Raw genomic sequence first — 25,530 nt, forward strand, 5'->3', positions numbered from 1 at the left:
CTTCATGCCCCCACGTCTCCGCCACTGCCGTCATCCACGCCTTGCTGGAGGGGGCCTCGGGCCTCCTCGCCCAGCACGCTGGCCACGAGTTGGGCGATGCGCCGGTCCAGCGTGGCATCCACCCGCGAGGTGGGCGTGACGACCACGCAGCCGCCGCGGGCGATGGCGCCATCCTCCTCGATGCGCCAGAACGAGCCGGGGGAGTGGATGGTGGCACGGACCAGGGCGGCATCCTCCGGATGGAGATGGACGACGACCTCGCGCGCCGTCGCGGGCAGGGTGCCAAGCGCCTCACGCACGACTGGGATGATCTCATCCGGCTGGGTCTTCAGCTCCCGCCGAACCAGCTGCTTGGCCAGCGCCAGCGCCAGTTCGATCAGGGCGGTCTCGAGTTCGCCCTCCGTCGCCTCCAGCGGCTGGGTCAGGCTGTCCACCAGTTCCTGCCAACGGGCCGCCCGCGCCTCAATCTCCGCCTGCCCGGCCGCCAACCCCTCCGCGTGGCCGGCGCGATAGCCTTCCTCCCAGGCCTCCCGCTGGATGGCCTCGATCTCCTCGGCCGTGGGCAGGGCGGGCGGCGGCGTCATCACCTCCTCGACCGTGACCCCCTCGGCCGGCGGGGCAGCTTGCTCGCCGGCCTCGGCCGGCGCGTCCATGGAGGGCGGCCGCCAGGGGGTCACCGACCGGCCAGCCACATCCAGCAGACGCGGGGCCTTGCCCGTGGCCTGGGTCAGACTCATGCCGCCACCGCCCTGGACTCAGACCACACCATCACACCATCTCCTCGCCACCGCCGAGGTTGATCTTGCCTTCGTCGGCCATGCGGCGGGCGATCTGCAGGATCTCCTTCTGCGCTGCCTCGACCTCGGAGAGCTTCACCGGCCCCATGGCGTCGAGATCGTCGCGCATCATCTCCGCCGCACGCTTGGACATGTTCTTGAAGAACTTGTCGCGCAGGTCCTGATCGGAGGCCTTGAGGGCCAACAGCAGCTTGTCGGTCGGCAGCTCGCGCAACAGGGTCTGGATGCTGCGGTCGTCCACGTCGATGAGGTTGGCGAACACGAACATGAGGTCCTCGATCTGGGTGCCCACCTCCAAGTCGACACTCTTGATCTCCTCCATGATCCGGGTCTCGATGCTGCTCTCGATGTTGTTGAGGATGCTGGCCGCCACGCGCACGCCGCCCACCTTGGACGACTTGCCGCCCAGCTCGCCGGTGGCCTGCATCTCCATGATGTCATCGAGTTCGATCAAGGCCTGCGGAGGGATGGAATCGAGCGTGGCCACGCGCATGATGATGTCGCCGCGGGTGTTCTCCGGCAGCATGGACAGCACCTCGGCCGCCTGCTCGCCTTCCAGGTGGGAGAGCACGGTGGCGATGATCTGCGGATGCTCGTAGCGGATGATCTCGGCGATCGAGCGCGCATCCATCCACTTCAGCGATTCCAGCGTCTTGCCGCCGGTGCCGCCCATCAGGATACGGTCCATCAGGCTCTCCGCACGATCCTCGCCCAGCGCCCCGATCAGCACCTTGCGGATGTAGTCCGAGGCACCGAGCGCAAGGCCCGTCTGCCCCTCCATGTCGGCGATGAACCGATCCACCACGGCCTCGATCTGCGGCCGGGTGATGTTGGGGATGACGGCCATGGCCTTGCCGATCTTCTGCACTTCGACCGGGTCCAGCTCGCGGAAGATGCTGGAGGCTGCCTGTTCGCCCAACACCATCAGCAGGATCGCCACCTTCTCGGCCCCCTTGAGCCCGACGAGGGGATCGGGGGCCGGGGCGCCCTCGCCCCCGGGACCGGTCGTGATGTTATCGCTCATCTTCACGCGTCCACTGTTTGATCACGGTTGCCACCAGGCGCGGGTCGCGCTCGACCAGCTTGCGCAGGTGCTCGATCTTCTGCATGTAACCCTCGGCGCCCGGAAGCATGGCCAGCAGGCCCTCCTCTTCCTCGGCCACCTCAGCCAGTGCCTTGGCAGCGGCCTCCTCGGCAGGCACCTCGCCGGTGACCATGCCCGGCAGGGCCAGCTGCTCTCCGGCGGGCGGCAAGGCGGCCATTTCGCCAAGCTCGGGCTCCTCGCGCTTCTTCTCGCCCAGTAGGGCGCGCAGCAGGGGACGCGCCACCACGAGGAAGACGATCAGCGCAGCCAGGCCAAGGAGCAGCTGCTTGGCGACATCCCACACCCAGGGCTGGGTGTAGAGCGGGGCCTCCGCCACCAACTCCTCGCCGGTGAACGACACATTGCTGACGGTCACGCGGTCACCGCGCTGCTCATCGAAGCCGACAGCCTCTTTCACCAGCTGGGTGAACTTCGCCAGTTCCTCGTCGGACAGGGGCTTGCGCTCAGTCGTGCCGTTCTCCCCCACGACCACACGATCGTCCAGGACCACGGCCACGGTCAAGCGCTTGACCTCCCCCGGGGCCATCTTCGTGTGCTGGATGTCGCGGTCGAGCTCGAAATTGCGGGTCTGACTCTTGTTGCTCTGCGCCGGCATCTGCAGCATCTGCATGTACTGCTGCGGATTGAGCAGGGGCTGCGGGCCAATGCCGTTGCCCCCCGGCGGCGTGGTCGCACCACCACCTGGCGGCTGGTTGGTCAGCGCCCCGGGCACGCCACCGAGGGCATTGCCACTGCCCACCGTGTTCATCTGATCGCTCAGCTGCTCGCTGCGCACCTTGCCCTCACCCGGGCCGTAGCGTTCGCTGGTACCCTCGCGCTCGGAAAAGTCGAGCTCGGCATTGACCTGCGCCCGCACGCGCCCGGCACCGAGCAGCGGCTGCAGCAGCTGCTCGACCCGGGCCACATAGCTCTGCTCCATGCGGCGGCGGTACTCGAACTGCCGGCCGTTGAGCGCCACACCGCTGCTGGCGATGTCCTCGCTCAACAGGCGGCCGGTCTGGTCCACCACGGTCACATCCTCGGCCTTCATGTTCGGCACGCTGGCCGCCACCAGATTGACGATGGACTGGACCTGCGCCGGCTCCAGCGTGCGCCCGGGATAGAGTTTGACCACCACCGAGGCGGTCGCAGGCATGCGGTCGCGCACGAACACTGACTGTTTCGGCATGGCCAGGTGCACGCGGGCCGTCTGTACCGGATTGAGGGAAGCGATGGTCGCCGCCAGCTCATTCTCCAGTGCGTTCTGGTAGCGCGCGGTCTCCATGAACTGGCTGACCCCAAGGCTCTGCTCCTTGTGCAGGGCGTCGAACCCGATCGGTGCCCCGCCTGGCAGCCCTTGGCCGGCCAATTGCAGCCGGATCTCGTGCAGGCGCTCGGCGGGCACCATGATCTGGCCGGTTGTCCGGTCGATCTCGAACGGAATCCCCGTGGTACGCAGCGCATCAGCCACTTGGGCGGCGTCCTGCGGGGCCATGCTGCCGTACAGCGGCTGCATGCCGCCGTCCTTACCCGACCACAGGAAAAAGCCCAGCCCGAAACTGATCAGGGCCGCAAGACCGATCAGCGCCCCCAGCTGGCGGAAGCTCTTCGACTGCGTGACGGCCTCGACCTGCTCAAGCCAGGCCGGACGAGCTCCTCCCTTCACCTCTGCGGGAGCGGTTTCCGCCAGCATGGAATGATTCGCTGTTTGTGCCTGTTCGGCCATGGTCAGTGCTCCGCTTCAACCTGCCTCAGACCGGCATGTTCATGATGTCCTGATAGGCCGTGACCAGCTTGTTGCGGACCTGGGTCACGGCCGTGAAGGCCAGACTGGCCTTTTGATCGGCGATCATGACCTGCGTCAAATCCACATCGCGATCGCCTATCTCAAAACGATCCGCAAGATCGTCCGCCTTCTCATCGAGGGCATTCACGCCATCGATTGCCGCACGCAGCAGCGCGGAAAAGTCCCCCTGCGCGCGCGCCACCGGGGCGTGTTCAGCCCCGGGGCCCGCCGTGACCTGCGATTGCAGGGTACGCATTTGATGCAGCACATGATCAATGCGCGTATCCATCATGAGGGTGCCCTCCCAAAGGATGCTTCAGGGGGCCAGACTCCCCCAGCAAACTGTGTTCACTCAACATTCGCACCCATCCTCCCATCACACAGGCATATTCATGATGTCCTGATAAGCCGTGACCAACTTGTTGCGCACCTGGGTCACGGCGGTGAAGCCCAGGCTGGCCTTCTGATCAGCGATCATGACCTGCGTCAAATCCACGTCGCGGTCACCGGCTTCGAAACGGGCCTTCAGCTGACTGGAGGCGGCCTGCATGCCATTCACGCCGTCAACCGCCCGTCGCAGGAGGGAGCCGAAGTCATCCCCTCCGGCGACACGCGCAGCCTCGGCACTTCCCAGCTGCAGGTTGTTCGCGGCCTGCGCGCGCATGGCGCGCATCTGGCTTAAAACCTGGTCGATGTTCATGTCGCTCATGGGACACTCCGGCATGCTTGTTCAGACAACTTCAAGCATGAAACGGGCCAAGTTCATCGGTCCCGATGAGCGCTGCGAGCCATGCCCAAAAACAAAGAAGGCGGCCGAAGCCGCCTTGGGAGAGATCGCCCCGCGTCAGACGCGGAACTGCCGAACCAGGCCTTGCAACGACTCGGCCAGGCGTGCGAGCTCCTCACTGCCACGCACGGTGCTCTGCACCTCTTGGGTCGCACCGTGGGCCAGGCCGGAGATGTTGGTCACGCTGCGCGAGATTTCCTCCGCCACCTCGCTCTGCTGCTCCGTGGCATGGGCGATCTGGGTGGTCATGTCATTGATGCGCTCGATGGCCTCGGTGATGGCGACCAGCGCCTCGCCGGCCTGCTGGGCCTGCTCCACGCTCTCCCGCGCCCGTGCCTGCCCGGCCTGCATGACCTCCGCGGCCTCGCCGGTACGCAGCTGCAGGGACTCGATCATCTGCTGGATCTCCTGGGTGGAGGCCTGGGTCTTGCTGGCGAGGTTGCGCACCTCGTCCGCCACCACCGCGAACCCTCGACCCTGCTCGCCGGCGCGGGCGGCCTCGATCGCGGCATTCAGGGCCAGCAGGTTGGTCTGCTCGGCGATACCGCGGATCACGTCCACCACCATACCGATGCGGTTGCCATCCTGCTCGAGCTGGCGGATCACCTGCGCGGCCTGCTCGATTTCGCCGGCCAGGGTCTGGATCGACTCCGCGCTCTGGCTCACCACCTGGCGGCCATTCATCGCCTGGGTCTCGGCCGTGCTGGTGTTCTGTGCGGCATGCTGCGCGTTCTGCGCCACTTCCTGGATCGAGGCGGCCATCTCGTGCATGGCAGCGGCCACCTGGCTGATCTCCGCCTCCTGCTGGTTGGTGGAACGTAGCACCTGCTCGGCTGTGCGCTCGACCTCCTGAGAGGACTGGCGCAGGGCGTTGGCGGAACTGGATACGCGCACCATGCTTTCCTGGAACTTGCCCAGCATTGCGTTCAGCGAGTGGGCCACCGTGCCCAGCTCGTCCGCATGGTCATACTTCACCCGGCGGCGCAGATCGCCATCCTGCTCGATTTCGCGAATGGTACCGCGCAGCAGGTTCACAGGGTGCCTGATGCCCTGGGCGATGAGGAAGAACAAGAGCTGGCCGATCACGGTCACAAGGCCGGTGGCGACGATCTGCACCGTGCGCAGGAAGGACTTGCTCGCCTCCGCATCGGCGTAGACCTTGTCCAGGTAGCTGGAGACATCGCGCTCAAGACGCCCCATGCTCTCGGCCGACTTGGCATAGAGCGACTTGGTCACATGGCCATACTCAAGCCAGCTCCTGCGCAGCAGTTCCTCGCTCCGATCCGACGCGCCCAGCTGGGTCACGATGCGATTCCCTTCCGCCATGAACGCCAGGGTGTCGATGCGGGCCTGCGCAAGCGAGGACTCGAGCTTGGCATACTCCGCGCCCCCTTGGCCCTTGATCTTGCCCAACAGATTCTGGAGCTCGTCGAAGGCCGCTATGGCCGTGCGTTCCCGAGCCTCCATGAGGGCGAAAGTCTGGGCGTAGTCGTCGCCGAGGAAGATGTGTTTGACCAGGCGGCCGTAGTCATTGCGGTCACGATCGACCAACAGGGCATAGCGCTCGATCGGTTCGCCGAGCTTGCTGTAAGCCTCGAAATGCGAGGCGAACTTCCCCACGTAGATCCAGATGGTCGCGGCAATCGCCAAATTGCCGACGATCACGATCATCGCGAGCAGGTTCAGGCGGCCCCGAATCGTCAGATTGTTGAGCATGGTGTGATGTCCCCATTGTTTCATCGTGAGGGGCTCAAGCAGGAAGCGTGCCGTTTTTTTCTTATTCGCGCGCCAGGCCGTACTTGCGCATCTTCTCGACCAGGGTCGTGCGGCGTACCCCGAGCATGCGCGCGGCCTGGGCCACGACCCCGTCGTTGCGCGCCAGCGCCTGGTTGATCAGGCGCACTTCCAGCCCCTCGAGCAAGGCCTTGAGATCCAGGCCCTCCTCCGGCAGGTCGAATGCGTCGGGCCTGATCACCATGGGTGGGGTATCGGCAGGAGCGGAGGAAACATGAGTGTCATGTTGCGCCGCCTGTGACGCTGGATCCACGCCTGCATCCAGCCCCGTGGAAGAGGCCCCTCCCCCCGAGGCCGCGCCATGGGACACCGCCGAGGCAAGCTCCGTAAGGTCGATCCCCTCCAGGTAACGCGGCGGCAAGTCGTGAATCTCCACCGGCTGGTCTGGGTACAGGATGCTCAGGCGCTCGATCAGGTTCGCCAACTCGCGCACATTGCCCGGCCAGGGGTAGCGGGACAGGACCGCCATGGCGCCCGGTGTCAGACTCAGGCTGCCCCGCCCCTCGCGCTCGAGCCGGCCGATCATCTCCTCGACCAGCAGGGGTAGGTCCTCGCTCATCTCGCGCAGGGAGGCCGTCTCGATGGGGAAGACGTTCAGGCGGTAATAGAGGTCCTCGCGGAATTCGCCTTGGCGGATACGTTCCTCCAGATCGCGGTGGGTCGCGGCGATGATGCGCACATTGGCCTTGCGCGTCTCGCGCCCGCCGACGCGTTCGTAAGTCCGCTCCTGCAGCACGCGCAACAGCTTCACCTGCATGGGCATCGGCATGTCGCCGATCTCATCGAGGAACAGCGTGCCGCCCTCCGCCAGCTCGAAACGGCCGGGGCGCGAACTGAGCGCCCCGGTAAAGGCCCCCTTCTCATGCCCGAACAGCTCGGACTCCAGCAGCTCAGCGGGAATGGCGCCGCAGTTCAGGGGGATGAACGGCTTATCCCGCCGCGCAGAGAACTGGTGCACATTGCGCGCGATCACCTCCTTGCCGGTGCCTGATTCGCCCAGGATCAGCACCGTCGCCTCACTCGGCGCCACCTTGCGCACCATGCCGCGAATGCGCTGCATGGCCGGGCTTTCTCCCACCAGGGGACGGAAATCCGGCGGGAGGGCAGCCGGATGCACCGCGTCCGCCTGCCGCAGCACCGCCTGCAATGCGGGCAGGCTGAAAGGCCAGGACAGACGCGCCACCAGGCTGGAGGCAGGCAACCCCGTACGCGCGGGCTTATCGGTCTCGAGCAGGATGAGAGGCGTCTTCCGCTCGGCTTGACCGGCCAGGAAAACCTCATGCTCCTCTGCCAGAGCCCCCGCAAAGAAGATGGCCCGCCAATGTTCCGGCGCATCAATGGCCTCCGTACGCGCCGGCACGCCGGCGAAGCGCAACAACTTGACCACCTCGGCCGCGCGCGCCCCATCACCATCCAGCACCAGCACTTCGCTCGCCTGCATGCCCCATCCTCCCGCTGTGCTATGTTCCCATGGGCTATTCTTGGCAGGGGCCGAGTTAACCACCCACCCTCGAGGATGTCAAAACCTTGTCACCCATCATGCCTGACCTGCTCGGCGTCGGCACCGCACAGCCACGCCTCAACCTGACGGGCGCCTCGACCCCCACGCAGGCCCAGCCCCTGGCCAATGCATGGAAGGTGGGGGAGATCCTGCAGGCGCACGTCCTCGGGGCCACGGGGGCTGGCATGACCCGGCTGGACATCAACGGTCTGGAGGTCAGCACCAAGGCCCCCTTGCCACTGGCCGAAGGCGACCGGCTGGAGTTGCAGGTCACCCAGCCGGGGCCACCGCCGCAGCTGCGCATCCTCCAGCACCAGCCAGCCCAGACGAACGCCTTGGAGCAGGCCCTCCGCCAGGCCCTGCCCCGCGGCGCCGGCAGCGAGGTCCTGCCCCGCCTGATGAACCTGCTCCAAGAGGCCGGAGAATCCACGGAATGGTCCCCAAGCCAGCGCCAGGCCATCCAACAACTGCGGGAAGCCCTGCCCACCCTCACCCGCCTGACCGACCCGGTTCGCCTGGAGCAGCAGGTCCGTGCCTCCGGACTGTTCCTCGAGCACGACCTCGCGCAGGGCGCGCCCCAGCCGGGCGACCTCAAGGCCGCCCTGCTGCGCGTCCTCGCCAGCCTGCCTCAGCCTTCATCCCCTCCAGCGGCACCCGCCACCCCACCCTCGGCCCAGCCTGCTGCCACCCAAGGGACGCCACAGACCGTGGTGATGGAGGGTGCCCCAGAGCCTGCCCCCACCCCAGCACCGCCGGGACCGGTCGCCGGACGCCCCGCCGCTGCCGAGCGGGGGCATACGGAACCGGCTGCCGCTCCGGCACGGGGGGAGGCACCGCTCGCCGCGCGCGACGCACCGGCAAGGGTCAGCCCTGAGCCACCTACCGCTCCCGCCCCCCAGGGCAGTGCCACCAGCCCGCTGGCCGACACCCTGCGCGGCGCCATCGAGGGTGCTTTGGCGCGAGTCCACCTGAACCAGATCAGCAGCCTGCAAACCCAGGGAACGGAGCAGGCCCAGTGGGTGATGGAGTTTCCCTTACCCAAAGGGCACGGTGAGACGCCGCTGAAGCTACGCCTCGAGCGGGAGGGACAGCGGGCGGGGGGCGGTAGCAGGGACAGCGGCTGGCGGCTGGATCTGGATTTCAGCCTCGAGCCGCTCGGCCCCTTGCGGGCGAGCGTGGTTCTGCGCGGGGAGCAACTCAACGTGCGCCTCTGGGCCGAACGGCCGGCCACCCTCGCCCGCCTGCAAAACCACCTGGACCTGCTGGATGCCGGACTCAGGCGCACCGGCCTGGAGGTTGCGCATCTGGCCTGTTATCCGGGACAGCCGGTCATCACCGGAGCCGCTGACGAGCCCCGCCCTGCCGGGGGGTTGCTGGATATCAGCGCATGAACGACAAGTCCCCATCCCCACCCCTGGCCGTTGCCCTGCATTACGATGGCGGCGGAGCGCCACGCCTGGTGGCCAAGGGGGGTGGAGAGGTCGCTGAGCGCATCCTGGAGGTCGCGCGCGAGCATGGCGTGCCGCTGCACGAGGACCCGGCCCTGGCCCGTGCCCTGGCCCGTCTCGAACTCGGCGAGGAAATTCCGCGCGCGCTTTACCAGGCGGTCGCGGAGGTGCTGGCCTTCGCGCTCCGCCTCTCGGGAAAGGATCAGGAGCTCATGGACAGGGTAAGGGGGAAGGAATGACCCCGGACGCTGGCCGGTCAGCAAAACCAAGGGCCTTTCTTTAACAGGATGTTGAAAAAGGGCATCGTGCCCTTTTTCAACTCGCCCCGTCGCGGCACATGTCCGCGACGGGCTCTGAAGATCAATCATTTATTGTGATTGATCTTCGTGCAAGCCATCCATGGCTTGCCTTAACAGGCTGTTGAAAGCGTTTTTCAACGGCCTGTTAACGCCCCCCGCGCAGGCGCTGCGCCAAGGCGTCCTCCTCGGTCTCGTGACGATGCATGCGCAGCAGAAGCTCCGCCTCGCCGCGCGGCAGGCCGAAATCCTGGACCAGTTCCTCCACCCCGAGATGGCCGCGCGCCGCCTGGCGGATCGCCTGGGCATAGTTGGATTCCTGCGCGGCGCCCCGCTCGAGATGCCCGAGGTGGGCTTCCAGAAGGTTCTGGGCGCGCTCCAGACGCTCGAGCTGCGAGCCGAGCCCGAGGGTGCTGATGCGCAGCGCGGCCGCATCCAGGCTGGACTGCTCGAGGGTGCCGGCGAGCGTATCCAGCCTCGCCTGCAGGGCCTCGCGCTCGGCCTCAAGCTGCACCAGCCGGAGCTCCATGCGACGGGTGCGACGGACATGGAGCAGCAGCCCTGCGGCGAGCAGCATGACTGCCGCCGCCGTGATGATCGCCGCCATCTCCACTGCCCCTCCCGTCAATGGACGCGGAGCGTCTGGGTGAGGTTGGCCAGGTTGAGCAGGATCACCAGCCCGGTCGGACGGCTGACCACGCCTTGGATGTGCACCGCATTCTCGTCCGGATTGACCGCTGGCGAGGCCGCCACCTCCGCGGGGGAAAGCTCGATGACCTCCGCGACGCTGTCAACCACCAGACCCACCACCTGTCCGTCGACCTCGACGATGAGGATGCGCGTGGCGTCGGTCGCGGGAACGGGTGGGAGATTGAAGCGCTGGCGGCCGTCCATCACCGTCACCACGTTGCCGCGCAGGTTGATGATGCCGCGCACGGCCGCGGGCGCCCCCGGCACGGGGGTGATCTCGGCATGCTTGAGCACCTCGTGCACGCTGAGCACGTTCACGGCATAGGTCTCCCCCGCAAGCTGGAAGGTCACCCAGCGAACGGGGCTCTCGGTCGAGTTCGGCTGTTCATCGGTGGTGGTCATGGCCGTGTTCCTGGTTCATCAACTGCGCCCAAGCCTGATGGCGCCTGAGTTTCTCTAGCAGGATGTTGAAAAAGGGCTTCCTGCCCTTTTTCAACTCGCCCCGTCGCGGCACATGTCCGCGACGGACTCCGAAGATCAATCACTGAGTGTGATCGATCTTCGCGCAAGCCTTCCATGGCTTGCTCTATCAGAGCCGTTGAAAGACTTTTTCAACGGCCTGCTAGCAAGGGGCATGCCTTCCCGGCGATCCGATGGATGAGGGATGCCTTCATCGCACGACACGCGCCAGGCCCGCGGCCAGTTCCCCAAGGTCGAGTACGGCGTCCGCGAGGCCGGCCTTCGCCACTTCCATCGGCATGCCGTAGATCACGCTGCTGTCCTTGTCCTGGGCCCATACCCGTCCTCCGGCCGCCTTGAGCGCGCGCGCGCCCAACACGCCGTCGCTGCCCATCCCGGTCAGCACCACCCCCAAGACATCCGCGCGGTATACGCTGGCCGCGCTGGAAAAACCGATGTCGACACTGGGACGGTAATGCTCCTTCGGCGTGGCCTCGCGCATGACGAAGGCGGGCTTCCCCTGGCGCCAGCCAATCTGGGTATGCTGGCCACCAGGGGCAATGTAGACATGGCCAGGAAGCGGCTGCTCGCCGTCCTCAGCCTCCTTGACCGCCAGCGGAATGATGCGATTCAGACGCTCGGCGAAGGCCTGGGTGAACAGCGCTGGCATGTGCTGGAGCACCACGATCGGCACCGGATAGCTGGCCGGCAGCCCCTGCAGGACCTTTTGCACCGCGGCGGGACCGCCGGTCGATGCCCCAATGACCAGTATCCCGCGCGGACTTAGGAAGTGCTCATCCTGTTTTCGCACCCTTCCGGCATCCATCCCCGAAGCCTGCTTCGCAGGTTCAGCGCCAGGATTGTCCTGCTCCCGACCCTTGCGAAACTCCGGCTGAAACGAAGGAGCCGCCGGCCGTGCCGGAGCCGCCGTGTGCGCGGCCAGACGGCGCAGGGCCAGCAGGCGCAGCTTGGCCTTGAGGAGAGGGGCTTGCTGTGCAAGATTGCCCGTGCCAGCCTCGTCCAGCTTGGGCATGAAATCCAGCGCCCCCGCATCCAGCGCGTCGAAGGTGGCCTGTGCCCCATAGCGGGTCAGCGAAGAGAGCATCAGGATGGGGGTGGGGCAGCGCTGCATGATCTGCCTTGTGGCGGCAATGCCGTCCAGTCCCGGCATCTCCACGTCCATGGTGATGACATCGGGCTTCAGCTGGCATGCCAGACTGACCCCGTGCTCACCATCCGTCGCCTCGCCGATGACCTCGAAACCAGGCTCCCGCGCGAATATCTCGCGCAGCATGCGCCGGAAAAAGGGCGAATCGTCAACGATCAGAATGCGCATGGTTCGCCCATCTCCATGGCAAACCGCCCGCTTTGGACATCACGCCACAAGTCGTTCACCCCGGCGATGCCCGTATTTCTTCAAAAGGCCGGCCAGATCGAAGATCAGGGCGATGTTGCCGTCCCCGGTGATGGTTGCGCCGGCGAAGCCGGGCAGGCCGTGCAGCAGGTCGCCGAGCGGCTTGATGACGACCTCTTCCTGTCCCAGCACGCGATCCACGATCAAGCCGACGGTCTGGGTGCCCACCTGCAACATGACGATCTGCGCTTCGCTCTCATCCTGGCGCACCGCCTCCCCGGGGATGGCCATCCACTGGCGCAGGTCGAACAGCGGCAGGGCTCGGTTGCGCACGGTAATGGTCCGTTGCCCATCCACGATGTTGGTGGATTTGCCTTCCATCTCGAAGATCTCACTCACGTTGCCGAGCGGCATCGCGTACTTGCGCTCGTTCACCACCACCATCAGGGTGGGGAGGATAGCCAGGGTCAGCGGGACCTTGATGCTGATCAGCGTGCCCTGCCCGGGTGAAGAATCGATGACGATGCTGCCGGAAAGCTTGGCGATCGAGGTCTTGACCACGTCCATCCCCACCCCACGCCCGGAGATGTCAGAGATCTGCTCCTTGGTCGAGAAGCCAGGCATGAAGATCAGGTCGAAGCACTCACGCGGGCTCAGGCGCACGGCCACTTCGGGCTCGAGAAGCCCCTTCTCGACCGCCTTGCGGCGCAGCTTATCGGGGTCCATGCCCGCGCCGTCATCGCGGATGGTCAGCAGGATGTGATCCCCCTCCTGCGAGGCGGACAGCACAACAGTACCGACGCGCGGCTTGCCTTGGGCGACGCGGGCGTCGGGCATCTCGATGCCGTGGTCCACGGCGTTGCGGACGAGGTGCACCAGCGGATCGGCAAGGGCTTCGACCAGGTTCTTGTCCAGGTCGGTCTCCTCCCCCTCGAGCACCAGCTCGACCTGCTTGCCGAGCATCCGCGCCACATCGCGTACCACGCGCGGGAACCGGCCAAAGACCTTTTTGATGGGCTGCATGCGGGTCTTCATCACCGCCGCCTGCAGGTCGGAGGTGACCGTATCCAGGCTGGCGATGGCTTGGGCAGCACTCTCATCCTTGAAACCGGCCTTGAGCGTATTCAGCCGGTTGCGCACCAGCACGAGCTCGCCGACCAGGTTCATGATGGCATCCAGGCGCTCGGTGTCGACGCGCACGGTGGATTCGGGCTTTTCCGCAGGAGGCGCCTTAGGCGCCTCGGAGCGGGCTGGCTCGGAGGATGGGGCAGCCTTTGATGAGGGGGGCACGGCGAGTGCCGGCGGCATGGCCACACCCTTCGCGGACGGCCCCTTGCCCTCGCCGTACAGACTATCGAGCAGTTTGTCGAACTCGTCCTCGGTGATCAGATCGCTCGCCGGGGAGGCGGCCGCGGCCGGCGCCGCCAACGTCACTCCGGGGGCCGAAGGCCCCTTGCCTTCGCCGTAGAGACTGTCGAGCAGTTTGTCGAACTCGTCCTCGGTGATCAGGTCGTCCGCGGCTCCGCCCGTCTTGCCCGACCCCGAAGACAGGGCTGAAGGCGCTCCCCCGACCGCGGCGGTCGATGGCCCCTGCCCCTGTCCGTACATGGAGTCGAGCAGCTGTTCGAATTCATCCTCGCCGATGAGATCCGCCTGGGAAGTCTCGTTTCCGGCCTCAGCCGCGGCTGGCGCCACCTCCGTCTCCGGCTCCACGGCGGGTTCGATGAGCTCGGGGGAGGAGGCCTCGGCCATGACCGGGGGGGCGGCAGGCGCCATCAGCGCCTCGAGATCGCGAAGAAGGCCAGCGTCGGCATGCTCCGGCATCTCCCCTTCACGCAAAGCGGCGAACATCGACTTGAGGGTGTCGAGCACACGCAGCATGACGTCCATGAGCTGGGCGTCGACGCCCCGCTCGCCGTTGCGCAGGAGGTTGAACACATCCTCGGCGCGATGGCAGACCTCGACCAGGGGATGCAGCTCAAGGAAACCCGCCCCGCCCTTGATGGTATGGAATCCCCGGAACACGGCATTCAGCAGGGCGCGATCGTCCGGGGTGCGCTCGAGCTCGATCAGTTGCTCATCGAGGCCGTCGAGCAGTTCACCGGCCTCGATGAGGAAATCCTGCAACAGTTCCGGATCGGCATTGAGCGACATGATCTACTCCCACTCTCAAGGGGCTGCCCCGCGGCACCCGCCATCCTGATTGATGAATTTTCGGAGCCTCGAAGTGCCCTGCTGTCAGAACCCGAGGCTCGCCAGAAGGTCATCGACCTCGTCCTGGCTCTGTACCACGCCCGCTTTGGCGGTGGGCAGGGCCGGACCCTCGGCGCGCGTGGCCTCTTCGGGGTCCCCCGCGCACGCTTGTCCGGTGCTTCCCACCAGGCGGATGAGCTTGACCATCTCCCCCTCGAGCCGCTCGAGCAGCAAGATCACCCGGTGCAGCAGCTGGCCTGTCAGGTCCTGATATTCCTGCGCCAGGATGATCTCGTTGAGCTGGGCGCGTACCTGCTCCCCCTCCCGATTGACCGAGGCAAGGTAGGTCTCGACCGGCCCCAAGGCGTCCTGCAGGGCCTGGTTACCGGGATGCAGCTCGCGCAACGCGGTCAGGCGCTCCGTCACCCGCTGCGAGCGGCGGATGAGGTTGTCGGTCAGAGGCAGGGCCTGCTCAGCCGCCCCGAGCGTGCGGTTGGCCGCCTGTTCGGTGAGGCTGGTGACGTAGCGCAGCCGCTCGCGCGCATCAGGCATGTCCTGGGCCGTCAGCGCATCGAGTCGGCTGTCCTCGGAAAACTGGCGCAGGGAATCGTGCAGGTCGCGGGTGATCGAGCCGATCTCCTTGAACAGCAAGGATTCGCGCGCCTCGGTCAGGTTCATCAGGGCCTGCCGGGCGGCCGGCTCGTCCCCCTGCCGGAGGGTCTCGAGCAACTGCTCGGCCTGGGCCAGGAGTTCCGGGTTCATGAAGGCACTCATGCCATCTCCTTCAGGCAACGCGCTCGAAGATCTTCTCGATCTTTTCCTTGAGGGTGCCCGCGGTGAAGGGCTTGACGACATAGCCGTTCACGCCGGCCTGCGCGGCCATGATGATTTGCTCGCGCTTGGCTTCGGCGGTGACCATCAGTACCGGCAGCCTGGCCAGTTCCGGATCGGACCGTACCGCCTTCAGAAGGTCGATGCCAGTCATGCCCGGCATGTTCCAGTCGGTGATCAGGAAGTCGTAGTGACCGCCCCGCAGCATCGGCAGGGCGGTCGCACCGTCGTCCGCCTCCTCCACGTTGGTGAAGCCGAGCTCACGCAGCAGGTTCTTGATGATGCGTCGCATGGTGGAGAAATCATCCACCACGAGAATCTTCATGTTTCGGTCCAACTCACTTTCCCCCTTGCAGACGGGCCGGCAGGCCCGCCGTCAATTCAAAATCGTGCATTATCGCGCCATTCGGCCAGCCTGGCACGCAATCGCATCAGCGCCTTGCCGTGAATCTGGCTGACGCGCGACTCGCTCACCCCAAGCACCGCGCCGATTTCCTTGAGGTTCAGCTCCTCGACGTAGTAGAGGGACATCATCAGCCGTTCACGCTCGGGCAGGTCGGCGATCGCCTGGGCAAGCTCCATGCGGAAGCGCTCGTCGAACAGGCTCGCCTCGGGGCCGGGACGCTCGTCGGCCACGTCGAGGGTGAGATCCTCGCTCTCCTCGCCCGCATGATCGAGGCTGAAGACCGAGGCCCCCGCACTGTCGGCGAGGATCTGGTGGTATTCGTCCAGGCTGATCCCGAGTTGCTCGCACACCTCCGCATCGCGCGGCTCGCGGCCAAGCCGCTTCTCCAGTTCGCGTACCGCCTCCGCCACTTCGCGGCTGCGGCGGTGCACCGAGCGCGGCGTCCAGTCGTGTTTTCTCACCTCGTCCAGCATCGCCCCGCGGATGCGGATGCCGGCGAAGGTCTCGAAGCTCGCCCCCTGCCCCTCCCGATAACTGCGGGCCGCCTCCAGCAACCCCATCATGCCCGCCTGGATCAGATCCTCGACCTGCACAGTGGCCGGCAGACGCGCGCTCAAATGAAAGGCGATGCGCTTGACCAGGCCGGCATGCTGACGCACCAGCTCACCGGGGTCACCATGCTGGATCTGGGCATACATCGCGCGGGCATTCATGCGCTATCCCCAACCCGCTCGCCGGTGAACTGCACCAGCCGCTCGACGAAGAACTCCAGGCGTCCGTCCGGCCCACTCGGGCGCGGCCACTTGGCGATCCGTTCCGCCATCTGCATGAAGGACTGCGCCGCCCGGCTAGCGTTGTAGGCCTCGACCACCGGCTGCTGGCGCTGCACGGCCTTGCGCAGGTATTCATCAAACGGCACGGCGCCCAAAAAGTTTAGGGTCACGTCGAGAAAGCGGTCGCAGACCGCGGCGAGCTTTTGGTAGAGCAGCCGGCCTTCGCTCGGCGAATGAGTCATGTTGGCGATCACGTGGAAGCGGTCCACACCATGATCGCGCGAGAGTACCTTGATCATGGCATAGGCGTCGGTCAGCGAGGCGGGCTCGTCGCACACCACCACCAGCACCTCGCGCGCGGCACGGGCGAAACTCACCACGCTGTCGGCAATCCCCGCCGCGGTGTCGATGACGAGCGTATCCAGCGGCAGGGTCAGCTCACTGAAGGCATGGATCAGCCCGGCATTCTCGCGCGGCCCCAGCTCGGCCATCTTCTTGACCCCGGAGGAGGCCGGCACGACGTGGATCCCCGCCGGCCCCTGGACGATGATCTCCTGCAGGCTGTGCGTGCCTTCCATGACGTGGGCGAGATTGAGCTTGGGGTGGATGCCGAGCAGCACATCCACATTGGCCATCGCAAGGTCGGCATCCATGAGCATGACTTGCTGCCCGCTGTGGGCCAGCGCCACGGCGAGGTTGACCGAGACGTTGGTCTTGCCCACCCCGCCCTTGCCGCTGGTCACCGCCAACACCTGCACCGGACGCATCTTTTGCATGGCACGCAGGGTTTGTGCCTGGTCAGCCCCCATCTCAACCATGCGCCGCCACCCCCGTCCAGCCCCAGCTCATGCGTTCCTCGGTCATCTCGTCGTCGTTATTCTGCTGCATCAGCTCCACCGCGCGCGCCACCAGCCGTTCGGCGCGTGCGGTGACCAGATCCTCGGGCACCCGCTGCCCGGTCCCCAGCCAGGCGACCGGCAACTGGGCGTCGATCACCGCCCCCAAAGCATCGCCCAGCGAGCCGGCCTCGTCCAGTTTGGTCAGCACGCAGCCCGCCAGGTGAAGATGGCTGAAGCGCTGCACCGCCTCACGCGTCATCGCCCGCTGGGCGCTGGCGGAGATCACCAGCAGCGACTGCAGCCGGGCGGAGGCGGAGCGCAGGTTGCGCATCTGCTCCATCAACCGGGTGTCACGCTGGCTCATGCCGGCCGTATCCACCAGCACCAGGCGGCGGTCGGCCAGGCCGTCGAGGGTGCGGGCAAGCCCGGCGGCATCCTCGGCCACGTACAGCGGCACGTCAAGGATGCGGGCGTAGGCGCGCAGCTGGTCATAGGCGCCGATGCGGTAGTTGTCGGTGCTGACCAGGGCGATGTCCTTGCGTCCATGGCGCATGACAAAGCGCGCGGCGAGCTTGGCCACGGTGGTGGTCTTGCCCACCCCGGTGGCGCCGACCAGGGCGAACATGCCGCCGCTCTCGGTCAGATCCTCGCCCAGCACCGGGATGCGCGCGCCGAGGCTGCGCAGCGCCAGATCCCAGCCCTGCTCGCCGAGCGCGGCCTCGCCCAGGTCCTCCACCACCTCGCGCGCCAGGCGCGGGGCGAGCCCCAGGCCCGTCAGACGGCGCATCAGTTCGGACTGCAAAGGATGATGGCGGGCGTAACGGCGCCACTCCAGCACGCGCAGCTGGCTCTCCATCAGCGTGCGCAGGCTGCGCATCTCCTCTTCCAGGCGCTCCACCCGCAGCGAGGCGGCCGGAGTCTCCTCGGCCTTCGGGGCCTGTCCGCGGTCACGCGCATAGGGGTCGGGCAGATCCTCGTCATCGAGCGCGGCCAGCGCCTCCCGCCCGCCCATGTTCCGACGTTCCCAGTCCTCCTCCCCCTTCGCAGGCGAGGCGGCCGGCGTGTGCAGGGCCTTCAGCGGGGACGGCGAGGCGGGCTCGCTGCGCGGCGCCGTGGCAGCCGAGACCGGGGCAGGCTGGGGAGCGCCCGCGGTGAGGATGGCGCGATCCAGCGGCTCGTCCTCCCACAGATCGAGCCCGGCCGGACGGGCGGCCGGCTTCGGCGGCCAGGCCATGCCGGACACCCGGACTGCGGGTGCCGGTTTGTTGACGGCCTGCTGCAGGCTGGCCTCGACATCCAGCGCGGCGAGGATCTCCACCCCCTCGTCGGTGCGCTTGTTGGAAAGGATGACGGCATCGGCACCCAGCTCCTCGCGCACCTGGCGGATGGCCTGGCGCATGTCGGGGGCGGTAATGCGTCGAATCTTCATGATGCTTTCCTCTCCTGCATTCACTATGGCCGGATCAGCCGACCGTCTTTACTGGCCGATACTGGCCACCACGCGGATCTGCCGGTTTTCCGGCACCTCCTGGTAATTCAGCACCCGCAGGCCCGGGATGGCGTAGCGCAGCATGCGCGCAAGCCAGGGCCGCAGCGGCGGGGCCACCAGCAGCACCGCCGGCTCGCCCTGCATCTCCTGGCGCTGGGTGGCCTCCGAGAGCGAGCGATGCAGGCGCTCCGCAAGCCCAGGCTCCAGTCCCGGGCCCACCTCGCCGCTGCCTTGAGTGGTATTAAGCAATAACTGTTCCAGACTCGGCTCGAGGGTGATCACCGGCAGCTCCGGGGCCAGGCCATTGATGCTCTGCACGATCATCCGGCCAAGGGCCACGCGCACGGCGGCGGTCAGCTGGGCCGCATCCTGGGTGCGCTGGGCCTGCTGGGCGAGGGTCTCGGCAATGGTGCGCATGTCGCGGATCGGCACCTTCTCCTCCAACAGGTTCTGCAGCACCTGCACCACTGTAGTCAGCGGCAGGGCCCGCGGCACCAGATCCTCCACCAGCTTGGGCGCGGTCTGCTTGAGGGTCTCCAAGAGCTGCTGCACCTCCTCGTAACCGAGCAGCTCCTGCGCGTTGTCCTGCAGGATCTGCGAGAGATGGGTGGCGATCACCGTGCTGGCATCCACCACCGTGTAGCCCAGGGCCTGGGCATGCTCACGGTCAGCCGGCACGATCCACACCGCCTCCAGGCCAAAGGCCGGGTCCTTGGTCTGGATCCCCTTCAGCGTGCCGTGCACCTGGCCAGGGTTAATCGCCATCTCGCGATCCGGGTGGATCTCGCCCTGCCCGATCGGCACGCCATGCAGGCTGATGCGGTAAGCGTTGGGTGCAAGGTCAAGGTTGTCGCGGATGTGCACGGCCGGGACCAGAAAACCGAGCTCCTGCGACAGCTTCTTGCGCACGCCCTTGATGCGCGGCATCAGCTGCCCCCCCTGGTTGCGGTCGACGATCGGGATCAGGCCGTAGCCCACCTCCAGACCGATGACATCGACCGGGGGCACGTCCTCCCAAGTCAGCTCGCGGGTCTCCGGCCGGGCCGGGGCCTGCGCCTCGAGCGGGACGGGCGGCTTGGCCCGCGCCGCCTCCTCCTGCTTGCGCGCCATCCACCAGGCGCCGAACCCGGTCACCGCGGCCAGGCTCAGGAAGGCGAAATTGGGCATGCCGGGCACCAGCCCCATGCCACCCATGATCCCGGCGGTCACGCCCAGCACCTTCGGGTTGGCGAACATCTGCTTGAAGACCTGCTCGCCCATGTCCTGCGACTGGGTCATGCGGGTGACGATGATCGCGGTGGCGGTCGAGAGCAACAGCGCCGGGATCTGCGCCACCAGACCATCGCCGATGGTCAGCAGGGTGTAGGTGCGGCCGGCATCGCCAAAGCTCATGTCGTGCTGCACGACGCCGATGATGAGCCCGCCGATCAGGTTGATGATCAGGATCAGGATGCCGGCCACCGCATCGCCGCGCACGAACTTGCTGGCACCGTCCATCGACCCGTAGAAGTCCGCCTCTTGGGCCACCTCTGCCCGCCGCGCACGCGCCTCCTCCTGGGTGATGAGCCCGGCGTTGAGGTCGGCGTCGATCGCCATCTGCTTGCCGGGCATGGCATCGAGGGTGAAGCGTGCGGAAACCTCCGACACCCGGCCGGCGCCCTTGGTGACCACCACGAAGTTGATGATCACCAGGATCACGAACACCACCACGCCGACCGCGAAGTTGCCACCGATCACGAACTCCGCGAACGACTCGATCACATGTCCAGCGGCCGCGCCGCCCTGGTGCCCCTCGAGCAGGATCACGCGGGTGGAGGCGATATTGAGCGCCAGTCGCAACAAGGTGGAGACGAGGATGATGGTGGGGAAGACCGCGAAGTCGAGCGGCCGCAGGACGTAGACCGTCACCATCACCACCACGAGGCTCAGGGTGATGTTGAAGGTGAAGAACGTATCGAGCAGGAAGGGCGGCAGGGGGATGACCATCATCGTCAGAAGAATGACGATGATCATCGGCGCGCCCAGACCGCGCCCGCGCCAACCCCGCACCTGACCCAGCAGGGCCTTGGGGTCGAGGCGTGGCAGACTCAGATCGGCAAGCTTCATGTTTCCTCGCTCAAGGATGACGTAGGCCCCTGCGGGCCTTGGTCATCCTCTAGCACGGATCATGCCGTCCTCATGGAGCCTCGGTGGTCCACGGCCCCTCCGGCACCTCGACCTCCGGCCTGGGTGGCGGCATGCCCCCCTTCCGGCGGGCCTCGTTGAGCTGGTAGACATAGGCCAGCACCTGCGCCACCGCGCGGTAGAGTTCGGCAGGGATCGGCTGATTGAGGTCGGTGGTCTGGTACAGCGCACGGGCCAGCGGCGGGGCGGAGAAGATCAGCACGCCGTTGGCCTCACCGAGCTCGCGAATGCGCGCCGCCACCAGGTCCCGCCCCTTGGCCACCACGATCGGCGCGTCGCCGCGCGCGGCGTCATAACGCAGGGCCACGGCGAAGTGGGTGGGGTTGGTGATGATGACGTCCGCCTTCGGCACCTCCTGCATCATGCGACGCTGGGCGGCCTGCATCTGCAGCTGACGGATCTTCTGCTTGACCTCGGGCTTGCCTTCGGTCTCCTTGAACTCGTCTTTGATCTCCTGTTTGGTCATGCGCAGTTGCTTGATGTGCTCCCACAACTGGTAGGGCACATCCGCGGCCGCGATCAGCAGGGTGACTGCGCTCATCCACAGGAAGCCCCAGCCGAGGATGTCCATGCCCGCCAATAATCCGCCACGCGGATCGGTCAGGCCAAGGCGCAAAAAGTCGTCGAGATCCCACCAGATCACCAGGGCGGCCACCGCACCCACCAACAGGAACTTGAGGATGCTCTTGAAGAGCTCGATCAGGGCGCGCAGGGCGAACATACGCTGCAACCCCTTGAGCGGATCGATGCGCTCGAACTTCGGCGCGAGAGCCTTCCAGCTGAAGCTGATCCCGCCCATCAACAGCGGGGCCAGGAAGGCCGCGAGGATCAACAGCCCCAGCAGGGGCAGGATGGCGAGAAAGCCGCGCCAGGCCATCTCGCCCAGCTCCCGCGTCATCCAGCGCGGGTCGAGGATCATCTCGCGGGTCAGGCTAAGCCCCTGGCGCATCTCATCCATCAGGGCCACCGCTATCCCGGGCCCCAACAGAAGCAAGCCTGCGGCCGAGATGATCAACACCAGGGTGGTGGAGAGCTCACGCGAGCGCGCGATCTGCCCCTGCTCGCGCGCCTCGCGCTGGCGTTTCGGGGTTGGGGCTTCGGTCTTTTCCTGACCGCTGTCCGGCGCCTCCGCCATGCCCTAGCCCCCGAGCATCTGGCGCATAGCAATCAGCCCCTGCTCGAGCAGGTGCTCGAACTGGGGTCTGAGCACCGGCGCGGCCAGCAGCATCATGACGAAGCCCACCAGCAAGGTGAGCGGGAAGCCGACCGAGAAGATGTTCAGCTGCGGCGCAGCGCGGGTAATGACCCCGAGGGCGAGGTTGGTCAAAAGCAGGGCGGTGAGCGCGGGGAGCGCCACCCACATCGCCCCCTCGAACATCCTGCCGGCCCAGCCCACCACCGCCCACCAGGCCTCCCGTCCGAGCGGTTCGGCGGTGATCGGCATCAGGCGGAAACTGTCGGCCAGCATCTCGACCAGCATCAGGTGCCCATCCAGGGTGAGGAAAAGCAGGGTCACGACGATGGTGTAGAACTGGCTGATCACCGGCACACTGACCCCATGCTGGGGGTCCACCGCGGAAGCAAACCCCAGCCCCATGGTCATGGCGATCACCTCCCCCGCGTTGATGAACACGGCGAACACCAGCTGCAGGATGAAGCCCATGCCGACGCCGATCAGGATCTGGTTGGCGGCCATCAGCACCGCCTCGGGCGAGAACGGATCAACCTTGGGGGCCTCGGGTACCAGCGGCATCATCACCAGGGTGATCAGCAGCACGGCCAGGATGCGCACGCGGGTGGGCAGGGTGCGCGCCCCAAACGGCGGGGCCACCATCATGAGGCCGCCGATGCGCAATAAGGGCCACATGAAAAGCCCGAGCCAGGCCATCACCTCCTCGATGGGGATGGTCAGCGGCGCCACGGGGGCTACCTCAACCGATCAGGCCGGGGATGGCGTCGAACAGCCGGTGGGTGTAATCGACCAGCACCCCCAGCATCCACGACCCGGCCAGCAGGATCACCACCACCATCGCCAGCAGCTTGGGAATGAAGCTTAGGGTCATCTCGTTGATCTGGGTGGCCGCCTGGAAGATGCCGACCAAAAGGCCCGCCGCCAGCGCGGTGAGAAGCAGCGGCAGGGAGAGCATGAGGATGACCGTGAGGGCCTGCCGGGTGATGTCGATGACGGTGTCGGCGTTCATGGCGATCAGGTGTAGAAGCTCGCGGCGAGGGTGCCCATCAACAGCGCCCAGCCATCCACCAGGACGAACAGCATCAGCTTGAACGGCAGGCTGACGATCATGGGCGAGAGCATCATCATACCCATCGACATCAGGGTGCTGGCCACCACCAGGTCGATGATGAGGAAGGGGATGAAGATGAGAAACCCGATCTGGAAGGCGGTCTTCAACTCGGAGGTGAGGAAGGCCGCCATCAAGGTGGTGAACGGTACTTGCTCCGGCGATTCGAAGCCATCCTTGCCGGCGATGCGGCCGAACAGGGCGATGTCCTCCTCGCGCGTCTGGCGCAGCATGAATTCGCGCAGGGGCTTGGCCGCAGCCTCGATGGCAGGCTTGGCCTCCAGCTGCTCGTTGAGATACGGCGCCACCCCCTCGGTCCAGGAACGCTCGAACACCGGGGCCATGATGAACAGGGTGAGGAACAGGGCCAGCCCCAACAGGATCTGGTTGGAGGGTGTCTGCGCGGTGCCAATCGCCTGACGCAGGATGGCCAGCACGATGATGATGCGGGTGAAGGAGGTCATCATCAAAAGCAGGGACGGCAGCAGGGTCAGCACCGTCATCAGCGCCAGCACCTGCAGGGTCAGCGAATACCCCTTGCCGCCGTTGGCCAGCTCCTGCACCGTGACCACCGGCAGGCCCGCAGGCTCGGCCAGGGCCCACTCGGGCAGGAGCAACGGCAACAAAATCAACAACCAGCGCAGGGCCTTCATCGCGCATCGCTCCGGATGTTCACCTCCGCCAGCGCCCGCTCGAACTCACCCTTGGGCCGGGCGATGGGCGGCACCTCCAGCAGCGGATCGGACGTCTGCACAGTAGAGCTCATGGCCTCCGGTGGAAGGTGAAGCAAGGGCTCGATCTGCCCGCTGGTAACCCCCAAGACCAGCTGATGCCCCGCCACCTCGACCCACACCACCCGCTCGCGGGGGCCTACCGCGAGGCTGCCCTGCACCGTGATCTCCTGCTGTCTTGCCGGACGCGGCAAGCCCCCCAGCCGCCGCATCAGGGCGATGAGGGCGAACAACAGGACGAGTACCCCCAACAGGCTTACGGTCAGCTTGATCAGGTAACCGCCGGAGAGCGGGTCTGGCCCGGCCACGGGCGCCACACCCTCGGCCGCCTGCACAAGGCCTGGGAGAATCGCAAGCAGCGCGGCGGAGAGGCGGCGCATCACTTCAGCCTTCTGACCCGCTCGGCCGGGCTGATGACGTCGGTCAGGCGGATGCCGAATTTCTCATTCACCACCACCACCTCGCCGTGCGCGATCAGGGTGCCGTTGACCAGTACATCCAACGGCTCGCCGGCCAGGCGGTCGAGCTCGACGATCGAGCCCTGGTTGAGCTGCAGCAGGTTGCGGATGGGCAGACTGGTGCGGCCGATCTCGAGCGAGATCGTGACCGGGATGTCGAGGATGACCTCGAGGTTGACCTCTGGATTGCCGGTCAGGCCCGCGTCATCACCCAAGGCGGCGGGCTGCACCGACTCGGGTTTACCCGTCGTCCCGGCCTGCTCGGCCATGGCGGCCGCCCAGTCGTCCATGGTGCTGTCGTTTGTCGTGTCAATGGCCATCTTGCTTCGTTCCCGACTTGGATTCGGTGTGCTCCTCGGGGTGCACGATCTCGGTGATCTTCACCGCCGCGTTGCCGCGATGGACCCCCCACTCCCCGCGGAAGATGGGGGTATTCTGGGCCTGCAGCGAGACCGTTGATGGCATGTCAAAGGGGATGATGTCCCCCGCCTTCATGTGCATCACGTCGTACAGCGAAAGCTGGGTCTCGCCCAGATGGGCGTGGAGCTGCAGCCTGGCATTGCCCAGCTCGCGCTTGAGCGAGCGCGACCAGCGCTCGTCGATCTCGCCGCGGTCGCTCTGCACCCCGGCATCGAGCAGGTCGCGGATCGGCTCGATCATGTTGTAGGGGATGGTCAGGTGGAACTGCCCGCCCCCACCCTCCAACTCGATGCGGAAGGCGCAGACCGCCACCACCTCGCTCGGCGCCACGATGTTGGCGAGCTGGGGGTTCATCTCGTGGCTCACCAGTTCGAAGCGCACCGGTAGAACGGAGTGCCAGGCCTTCTGCATCTCGTCGAAGGCGATCTGCAACACGCGGTGAACCACCCGCAGTTCAGTGGGGGTGAAGTCACGCCCCTCGATCTTGGCGTGGCGGCCGCTGCCGCCGAAGAAGTTGTCGACCAGGGTGTAGACCAGACGCGACTCCATCATGAACACGCCGATCCCCTTGAGCGGCTTCATGTGCACGATGGTCAGGCTGGTCGGCACGAACAGGCTGTGCACCCACTCGCCGTATTTGACCATGCGCACGCCCTCGATGGAGATCTCCACCGTGCGCCGCAACATGCTCACCAGGCGGATGCGGAAGGCCCGCGCGAAGCGCTCGTTGATCATCTCCAGCGTGGGCAGGCGCCCACGCACGATGCGCTCCTGGCTGGTGAAGTCGTAGGCGCGAACACCCTTGCCGCCGCGCGGGGCAAGCCCGGCCTCGGTCTCCACCTCGCCCTCGTCCACCCCCGTCAGGAGGGCGTCGATCTCGGCCTGGGAGAGGATGTCCATCGCCATGCCC

The 25,530-nt window shown here is 66.4% G+C and carries 26 protein-coding genes; 2 read left to right on the forward strand and 24 right to left on the reverse strand.

Annotation, left to right across the window (positions count from 1 at the left end):
• Positions 1-2: 2 nt before the first annotated feature.
• The 7 genes from V6D91_RS07350 to V6D91_RS07380 all read right to left on the reverse strand — a co-directional run bounded on the left by V6D91_RS07350 (position 3) and on the right by V6D91_RS07380 (position 7,689).
• The gene (locus V6D91_RS07350; protein WP_347319134.1) at positions 3-737 is read right to left on the reverse strand and encodes a flagellar assembly protein FliH; all 735 of its coding nucleotides are present in this window, start codon (positions 735-737) and stop codon (positions 3-5) included.
• A gap of 31 nt (positions 738-768) precedes the next feature.
• A complete protein-coding gene (gene fliG / locus V6D91_RS07355; protein ID WP_347319136.1) occupies positions 769-1,821 on the reverse strand; it encodes a flagellar motor switch protein FliG in 1,053 nt (350 codons plus the stop codon).
• Positions 1,811-3,574, reverse strand: a complete 1,764-nt coding sequence (fliF, locus tag V6D91_RS07360; protein WP_347319138.1) for a flagellar basal-body MS-ring/collar protein FliF — start codon at positions 3,572-3,574, stop codon at positions 1,811-1,813. The genes fliG and fliF overlap by 11 nt, the downstream gene beginning before the upstream one ends.
• A 58-nt stretch (positions 3,575-3,632) precedes the next feature.
• Complete coding sequence (fliE, locus tag V6D91_RS07365; protein ID WP_347319139.1) at positions 3,633-3,959, reverse strand: flagellar hook-basal body complex protein FliE; 327 nt, start codon at positions 3,957-3,959, stop codon at positions 3,633-3,635.
• Positions 3,960-4,043: 84 nt separating this feature from the next.
• A complete protein-coding gene (gene fliE / locus V6D91_RS07370) occupies positions 4,044-4,376 on the reverse strand; it encodes a flagellar hook-basal body complex protein FliE (RefSeq protein ID WP_347319141.1) in 333 nt (110 codons plus the stop codon).
• A 135-nt stretch (positions 4,377-4,511) separates the two neighbouring features.
• A complete protein-coding gene (locus V6D91_RS07375) occupies positions 4,512-6,170 on the reverse strand; it encodes a methyl-accepting chemotaxis protein (RefSeq protein ID WP_347319143.1) in 1,659 nt (552 codons plus the stop codon).
• 61 nt (positions 6,171-6,231) lie between these two features.
• On the reverse strand, positions 6,232-7,689 hold the full coding sequence (locus tag V6D91_RS07380) for a sigma-54-dependent Fis family transcriptional regulator (RefSeq protein WP_347319145.1): 1,458 nt from the start codon (positions 7,687-7,689) through the stop codon (positions 6,232-6,234).
• An 86-nt stretch (positions 7,690-7,775) separates the two neighbouring features.
• Between V6D91_RS07380 and V6D91_RS07385 the strand changes: the two genes are divergently transcribed.
• Both V6D91_RS07385 and V6D91_RS07390 read left to right on the forward strand, forming a co-directional pair.
• Positions 7,776-9,140, forward strand: coding sequence for a flagellar hook-length control protein FliK (locus tag V6D91_RS07385; protein WP_347319146.1), 1,365 nt, complete (start codon positions 7,776-7,778; stop codon positions 9,138-9,140).
• Positions 9,137-9,436 carry an EscU/YscU/HrcU family type III secretion system export apparatus switch protein gene (locus V6D91_RS07390; RefSeq protein ID WP_347319148.1) on the forward strand — a complete coding sequence of 100 codons (300 nt, stop codon included), beginning with the start codon at positions 9,137-9,139 and terminating at the stop codon, positions 9,434-9,436. The genes V6D91_RS07385 and V6D91_RS07390 overlap by 4 nt, the downstream gene beginning before the upstream one ends.
• A 205-nt stretch (positions 9,437-9,641) precedes the next feature.
• Here the strand turns inward: V6D91_RS07390 and V6D91_RS07395 are convergent, their stop codons facing one another.
• The 17 genes from V6D91_RS07395 to fliM all read right to left on the reverse strand — a co-directional run bounded on the left by V6D91_RS07395 (position 9,642) and on the right by fliM (position 25,526).
• Positions 9,642-10,100 carry a DUF2802 domain-containing protein gene (locus V6D91_RS07395; RefSeq protein WP_347319150.1) on the reverse strand — a complete coding sequence of 153 codons (459 nt, stop codon included), beginning with the start codon at positions 10,098-10,100 and terminating at the stop codon, positions 9,642-9,644.
• A 17-nt stretch (positions 10,101-10,117) separates the two neighbouring features.
• Positions 10,118-10,585 (reverse strand): chemotaxis protein CheW, encoded by a 468-nt coding sequence (locus V6D91_RS07400; protein ID WP_347319152.1) that lies wholly within the window; start codon positions 10,583-10,585, stop codon positions 10,118-10,120.
• 268 nt (positions 10,586-10,853) lie between these two features.
• Positions 10,854-11,978: a chemotaxis response regulator protein-glutamate methylesterase gene (locus tag V6D91_RS07405; RefSeq protein ID WP_347319153.1), complete on the reverse strand. Its 1,125-nt coding sequence runs from the start codon at positions 11,976-11,978 to the stop codon at positions 10,854-10,856.
• Positions 11,979-12,017: 39 nt separating this feature from the next.
• Entirely contained in the window at positions 12,018-14,150 is a 2,133-nt protein-coding gene (locus V6D91_RS07410; protein WP_347319154.1) for a chemotaxis protein CheA, read from the reverse strand.
• Positions 14,151-14,234: 84 nt separating this feature from the next.
• Complete coding sequence (locus V6D91_RS07415; protein ID WP_347319156.1) at positions 14,235-14,951, reverse strand: protein phosphatase CheZ; 717 nt, start codon at positions 14,949-14,951, stop codon at positions 14,235-14,237.
• A gap of 22 nt (positions 14,952-14,973) precedes the next feature.
• Positions 14,974-15,357: a chemotaxis response regulator CheY gene (cheY, locus tag V6D91_RS07420; protein ID WP_347319158.1), complete on the reverse strand. Its 384-nt coding sequence runs from the start codon at positions 15,355-15,357 to the stop codon at positions 14,974-14,976.
• Between the two features lie 44 nt (positions 15,358-15,401).
• On the reverse strand, positions 15,402-16,139 hold the full coding sequence (locus tag V6D91_RS07425; RefSeq protein ID WP_347319160.1) for an RNA polymerase sigma factor FliA: 738 nt from the start codon (positions 16,137-16,139) through the stop codon (positions 15,402-15,404).
• Entirely contained in the window at positions 16,136-16,975 is an 840-nt protein-coding gene (locus V6D91_RS07430) for a MinD/ParA family protein (protein ID WP_347319162.1), read from the reverse strand. The genes V6D91_RS07425 and V6D91_RS07430 overlap by 4 nt, the downstream gene beginning before the upstream one ends.
• Positions 16,976-17,009: 34 nt before the next feature.
• Positions 17,010-18,467, reverse strand: a complete 1,458-nt coding sequence (flhF, locus tag V6D91_RS07435; protein ID WP_347319164.1) for a flagellar biosynthesis protein FlhF — start codon at positions 18,465-18,467, stop codon at positions 17,010-17,012.
• A 48-nt stretch (positions 18,468-18,515) separates the two neighbouring features.
• Entirely contained in the window at positions 18,516-20,540 is a 2,025-nt protein-coding gene (gene flhA / locus V6D91_RS07440; protein ID WP_347319314.1) for a flagellar biosynthesis protein FlhA, read from the reverse strand.
• 163 nt (positions 20,541-20,703) lie between these two features.
• A complete protein-coding gene (gene flhB, locus V6D91_RS07445; protein WP_347319166.1) occupies positions 20,704-21,846 on the reverse strand; it encodes a flagellar biosynthesis protein FlhB in 1,143 nt (380 codons plus the stop codon).
• A 3-nt stretch (positions 21,847-21,849) separates the two neighbouring features.
• Positions 21,850-22,632, reverse strand: coding sequence for a flagellar biosynthetic protein FliR (gene fliR / locus V6D91_RS07450; protein ID WP_347319167.1), 783 nt, complete (start codon positions 22,630-22,632; stop codon positions 21,850-21,852).
• Positions 22,633-22,642: 10 nt separating this feature from the next.
• A complete protein-coding gene (gene fliQ, locus V6D91_RS07455; protein ID WP_347319168.1) occupies positions 22,643-22,912 on the reverse strand; it encodes a flagellar biosynthesis protein FliQ in 270 nt (89 codons plus the stop codon).
• A 5-nt stretch (positions 22,913-22,917) separates the two neighbouring features.
• The gene (gene fliP, locus V6D91_RS07460; protein ID WP_347319170.1) at positions 22,918-23,664 is read right to left on the reverse strand and encodes a flagellar type III secretion system pore protein FliP; all 747 of its coding nucleotides are present in this window, start codon (positions 23,662-23,664) and stop codon (positions 22,918-22,920) included.
• A complete protein-coding gene (gene fliO / locus V6D91_RS07465) occupies positions 23,661-24,122 on the reverse strand; it encodes a flagellar biosynthetic protein FliO (RefSeq protein WP_347319172.1) in 462 nt (153 codons plus the stop codon). Before fliO ends, fliP begins: the two co-directional genes overlap by 4 nt.
• Complete coding sequence (gene fliN / locus V6D91_RS07470; protein ID WP_347319173.1) at positions 24,122-24,520, reverse strand: flagellar motor switch protein FliN; 399 nt, start codon at positions 24,518-24,520, stop codon at positions 24,122-24,124. Before fliN ends, fliO begins: the two co-directional genes overlap by 1 nt.
• Positions 24,510-25,526 carry a flagellar motor switch protein FliM gene (gene fliM, locus V6D91_RS07475; protein ID WP_347319175.1) on the reverse strand — a complete coding sequence of 339 codons (1,017 nt, stop codon included), beginning with the start codon at positions 25,524-25,526 and terminating at the stop codon, positions 24,510-24,512. The genes fliN and fliM overlap by 11 nt, the downstream gene beginning before the upstream one ends.
• Positions 25,527-25,530 lie beyond the last annotated feature (4 nt).

The organism is Thiofaba sp. EF100 (assembly GCF_039822285.1).
Taxonomy (GTDB): Bacteria; Pseudomonadota; Gammaproteobacteria; order Halothiobacillales; family Halothiobacillaceae; genus Thiofaba.

Excerpts from the sequence above, each read along its gene's own strand:
- fliG (WP_347319136.1), bottom strand. The coding sequence starts at position 1,821 with ATGAGCGATAACATCACGACCGGTCCCGGGGGCGAGGGCGCCCCGGCC.
- V6D91_RS07350 (WP_347319134.1), bottom strand. The coding sequence starts at position 737 with ATGAGTCTGACCCAGGCCACGGGCAAGGCCCCGCGTCTGCTGGATGTG.
- V6D91_RS07375 (WP_347319143.1), bottom strand. The coding sequence starts at position 6,170 with ATGCTCAACAATCTGACGATTCGGGGCCGCCTGAACCTGCTCGCGATG.
- V6D91_RS07430 (WP_347319162.1), bottom strand. The coding sequence starts at position 16,975 with ATGCAAAAGATGCGTCCGGTGCAGGTGTTGGCGGTGACCAGCGGCAAG.
- flhF (WP_347319164.1), bottom strand. The coding sequence starts at position 18,467 with ATGAAGATTCGACGCATTACCGCCCCCGACATGCGCCAGGCCATCCGC.
- fliF (WP_347319138.1), bottom strand. The coding sequence starts at position 3,574 with ATGCTGGCGGAAACCGCTCCCGCAGAGGTGAAGGGAGGAGCTCGTCCG.
- V6D91_RS07410 (WP_347319154.1), bottom strand. The coding sequence starts at position 14,150 with ATGTCGCTCAATGCCGATCCGGAACTGTTGCAGGATTTCCTCATCGAG.
- flhA (WP_347319314.1), bottom strand. The coding sequence starts at position 20,540 with ATGATCATCGTCATTCTTCTGACGATGATGGTCATCCCCCTGCCGCCC.
- V6D91_RS07395 (WP_347319150.1), bottom strand. The coding sequence starts at position 10,100 with ATGGCGGCGATCATCACGGCGGCGGCAGTCATGCTGCTCGCCGCAGGG.
- V6D91_RS07405 (WP_347319153.1), bottom strand. The coding sequence starts at position 11,978 with ATGCGCATTCTGATCGTTGACGATTCGCCCTTTTTCCGGCGCATGCTG.
- V6D91_RS07415 (WP_347319156.1), bottom strand. The coding sequence starts at position 14,951 with ATGAACCCGGAACTCCTGGCCCAGGCCGAGCAGTTGCTCGAGACCCTC.
- V6D91_RS07400 (WP_347319152.1), bottom strand. The coding sequence starts at position 10,585 with ATGACCACCACCGATGAACAGCCGAACTCGACCGAGAGCCCCGTTCGC.
- fliE (WP_347319139.1), bottom strand. The coding sequence starts at position 3,959 with ATGATGGATACGCGCATTGATCATGTGCTGCATCAAATGCGTACCCTG.
- V6D91_RS07425 (WP_347319160.1), bottom strand. The coding sequence starts at position 16,139 with ATGAATGCCCGCGCGATGTATGCCCAGATCCAGCATGGTGACCCCGGT.
- V6D91_RS07390 (WP_347319148.1), top strand. The coding sequence starts at position 9,137 with ATGAACGACAAGTCCCCATCCCCACCCCTGGCCGTTGCCCTGCATTAC.
- fliO (WP_347319172.1), bottom strand. The coding sequence starts at position 24,122 with ATGCGCCGCCTCTCCGCCGCGCTGCTTGCGATTCTCCCAGGCCTTGTG.
- fliP (WP_347319170.1), bottom strand. The coding sequence starts at position 23,664 with ATGAAGGCCCTGCGCTGGTTGTTGATTTTGTTGCCGTTGCTCCTGCCC.
- fliQ (WP_347319168.1), bottom strand. The coding sequence starts at position 22,912 with ATGAACGCCGACACCGTCATCGACATCACCCGGCAGGCCCTCACGGTC.
- flhB (WP_347319166.1), bottom strand. The coding sequence starts at position 21,846 with ATGGCGGAGGCGCCGGACAGCGGTCAGGAAAAGACCGAAGCCCCAACC.
- fliE (WP_347319141.1), bottom strand. The coding sequence starts at position 4,376 with ATGAGCGACATGAACATCGACCAGGTTTTAAGCCAGATGCGCGCCATG.
- fliN (WP_347319173.1), bottom strand. The coding sequence starts at position 24,520 with ATGGCCATTGACACGACAAACGACAGCACCATGGACGACTGGGCGGCC.
- fliM (WP_347319175.1), bottom strand. The coding sequence starts at position 25,526 with ATGGCGATGGACATCCTCTCCCAGGCCGAGATCGACGCCCTCCTGACG.
- V6D91_RS07380 (WP_347319145.1), bottom strand. The coding sequence starts at position 7,689 with ATGCAGGCGAGCGAAGTGCTGGTGCTGGATGGTGATGGGGCGCGCGCG.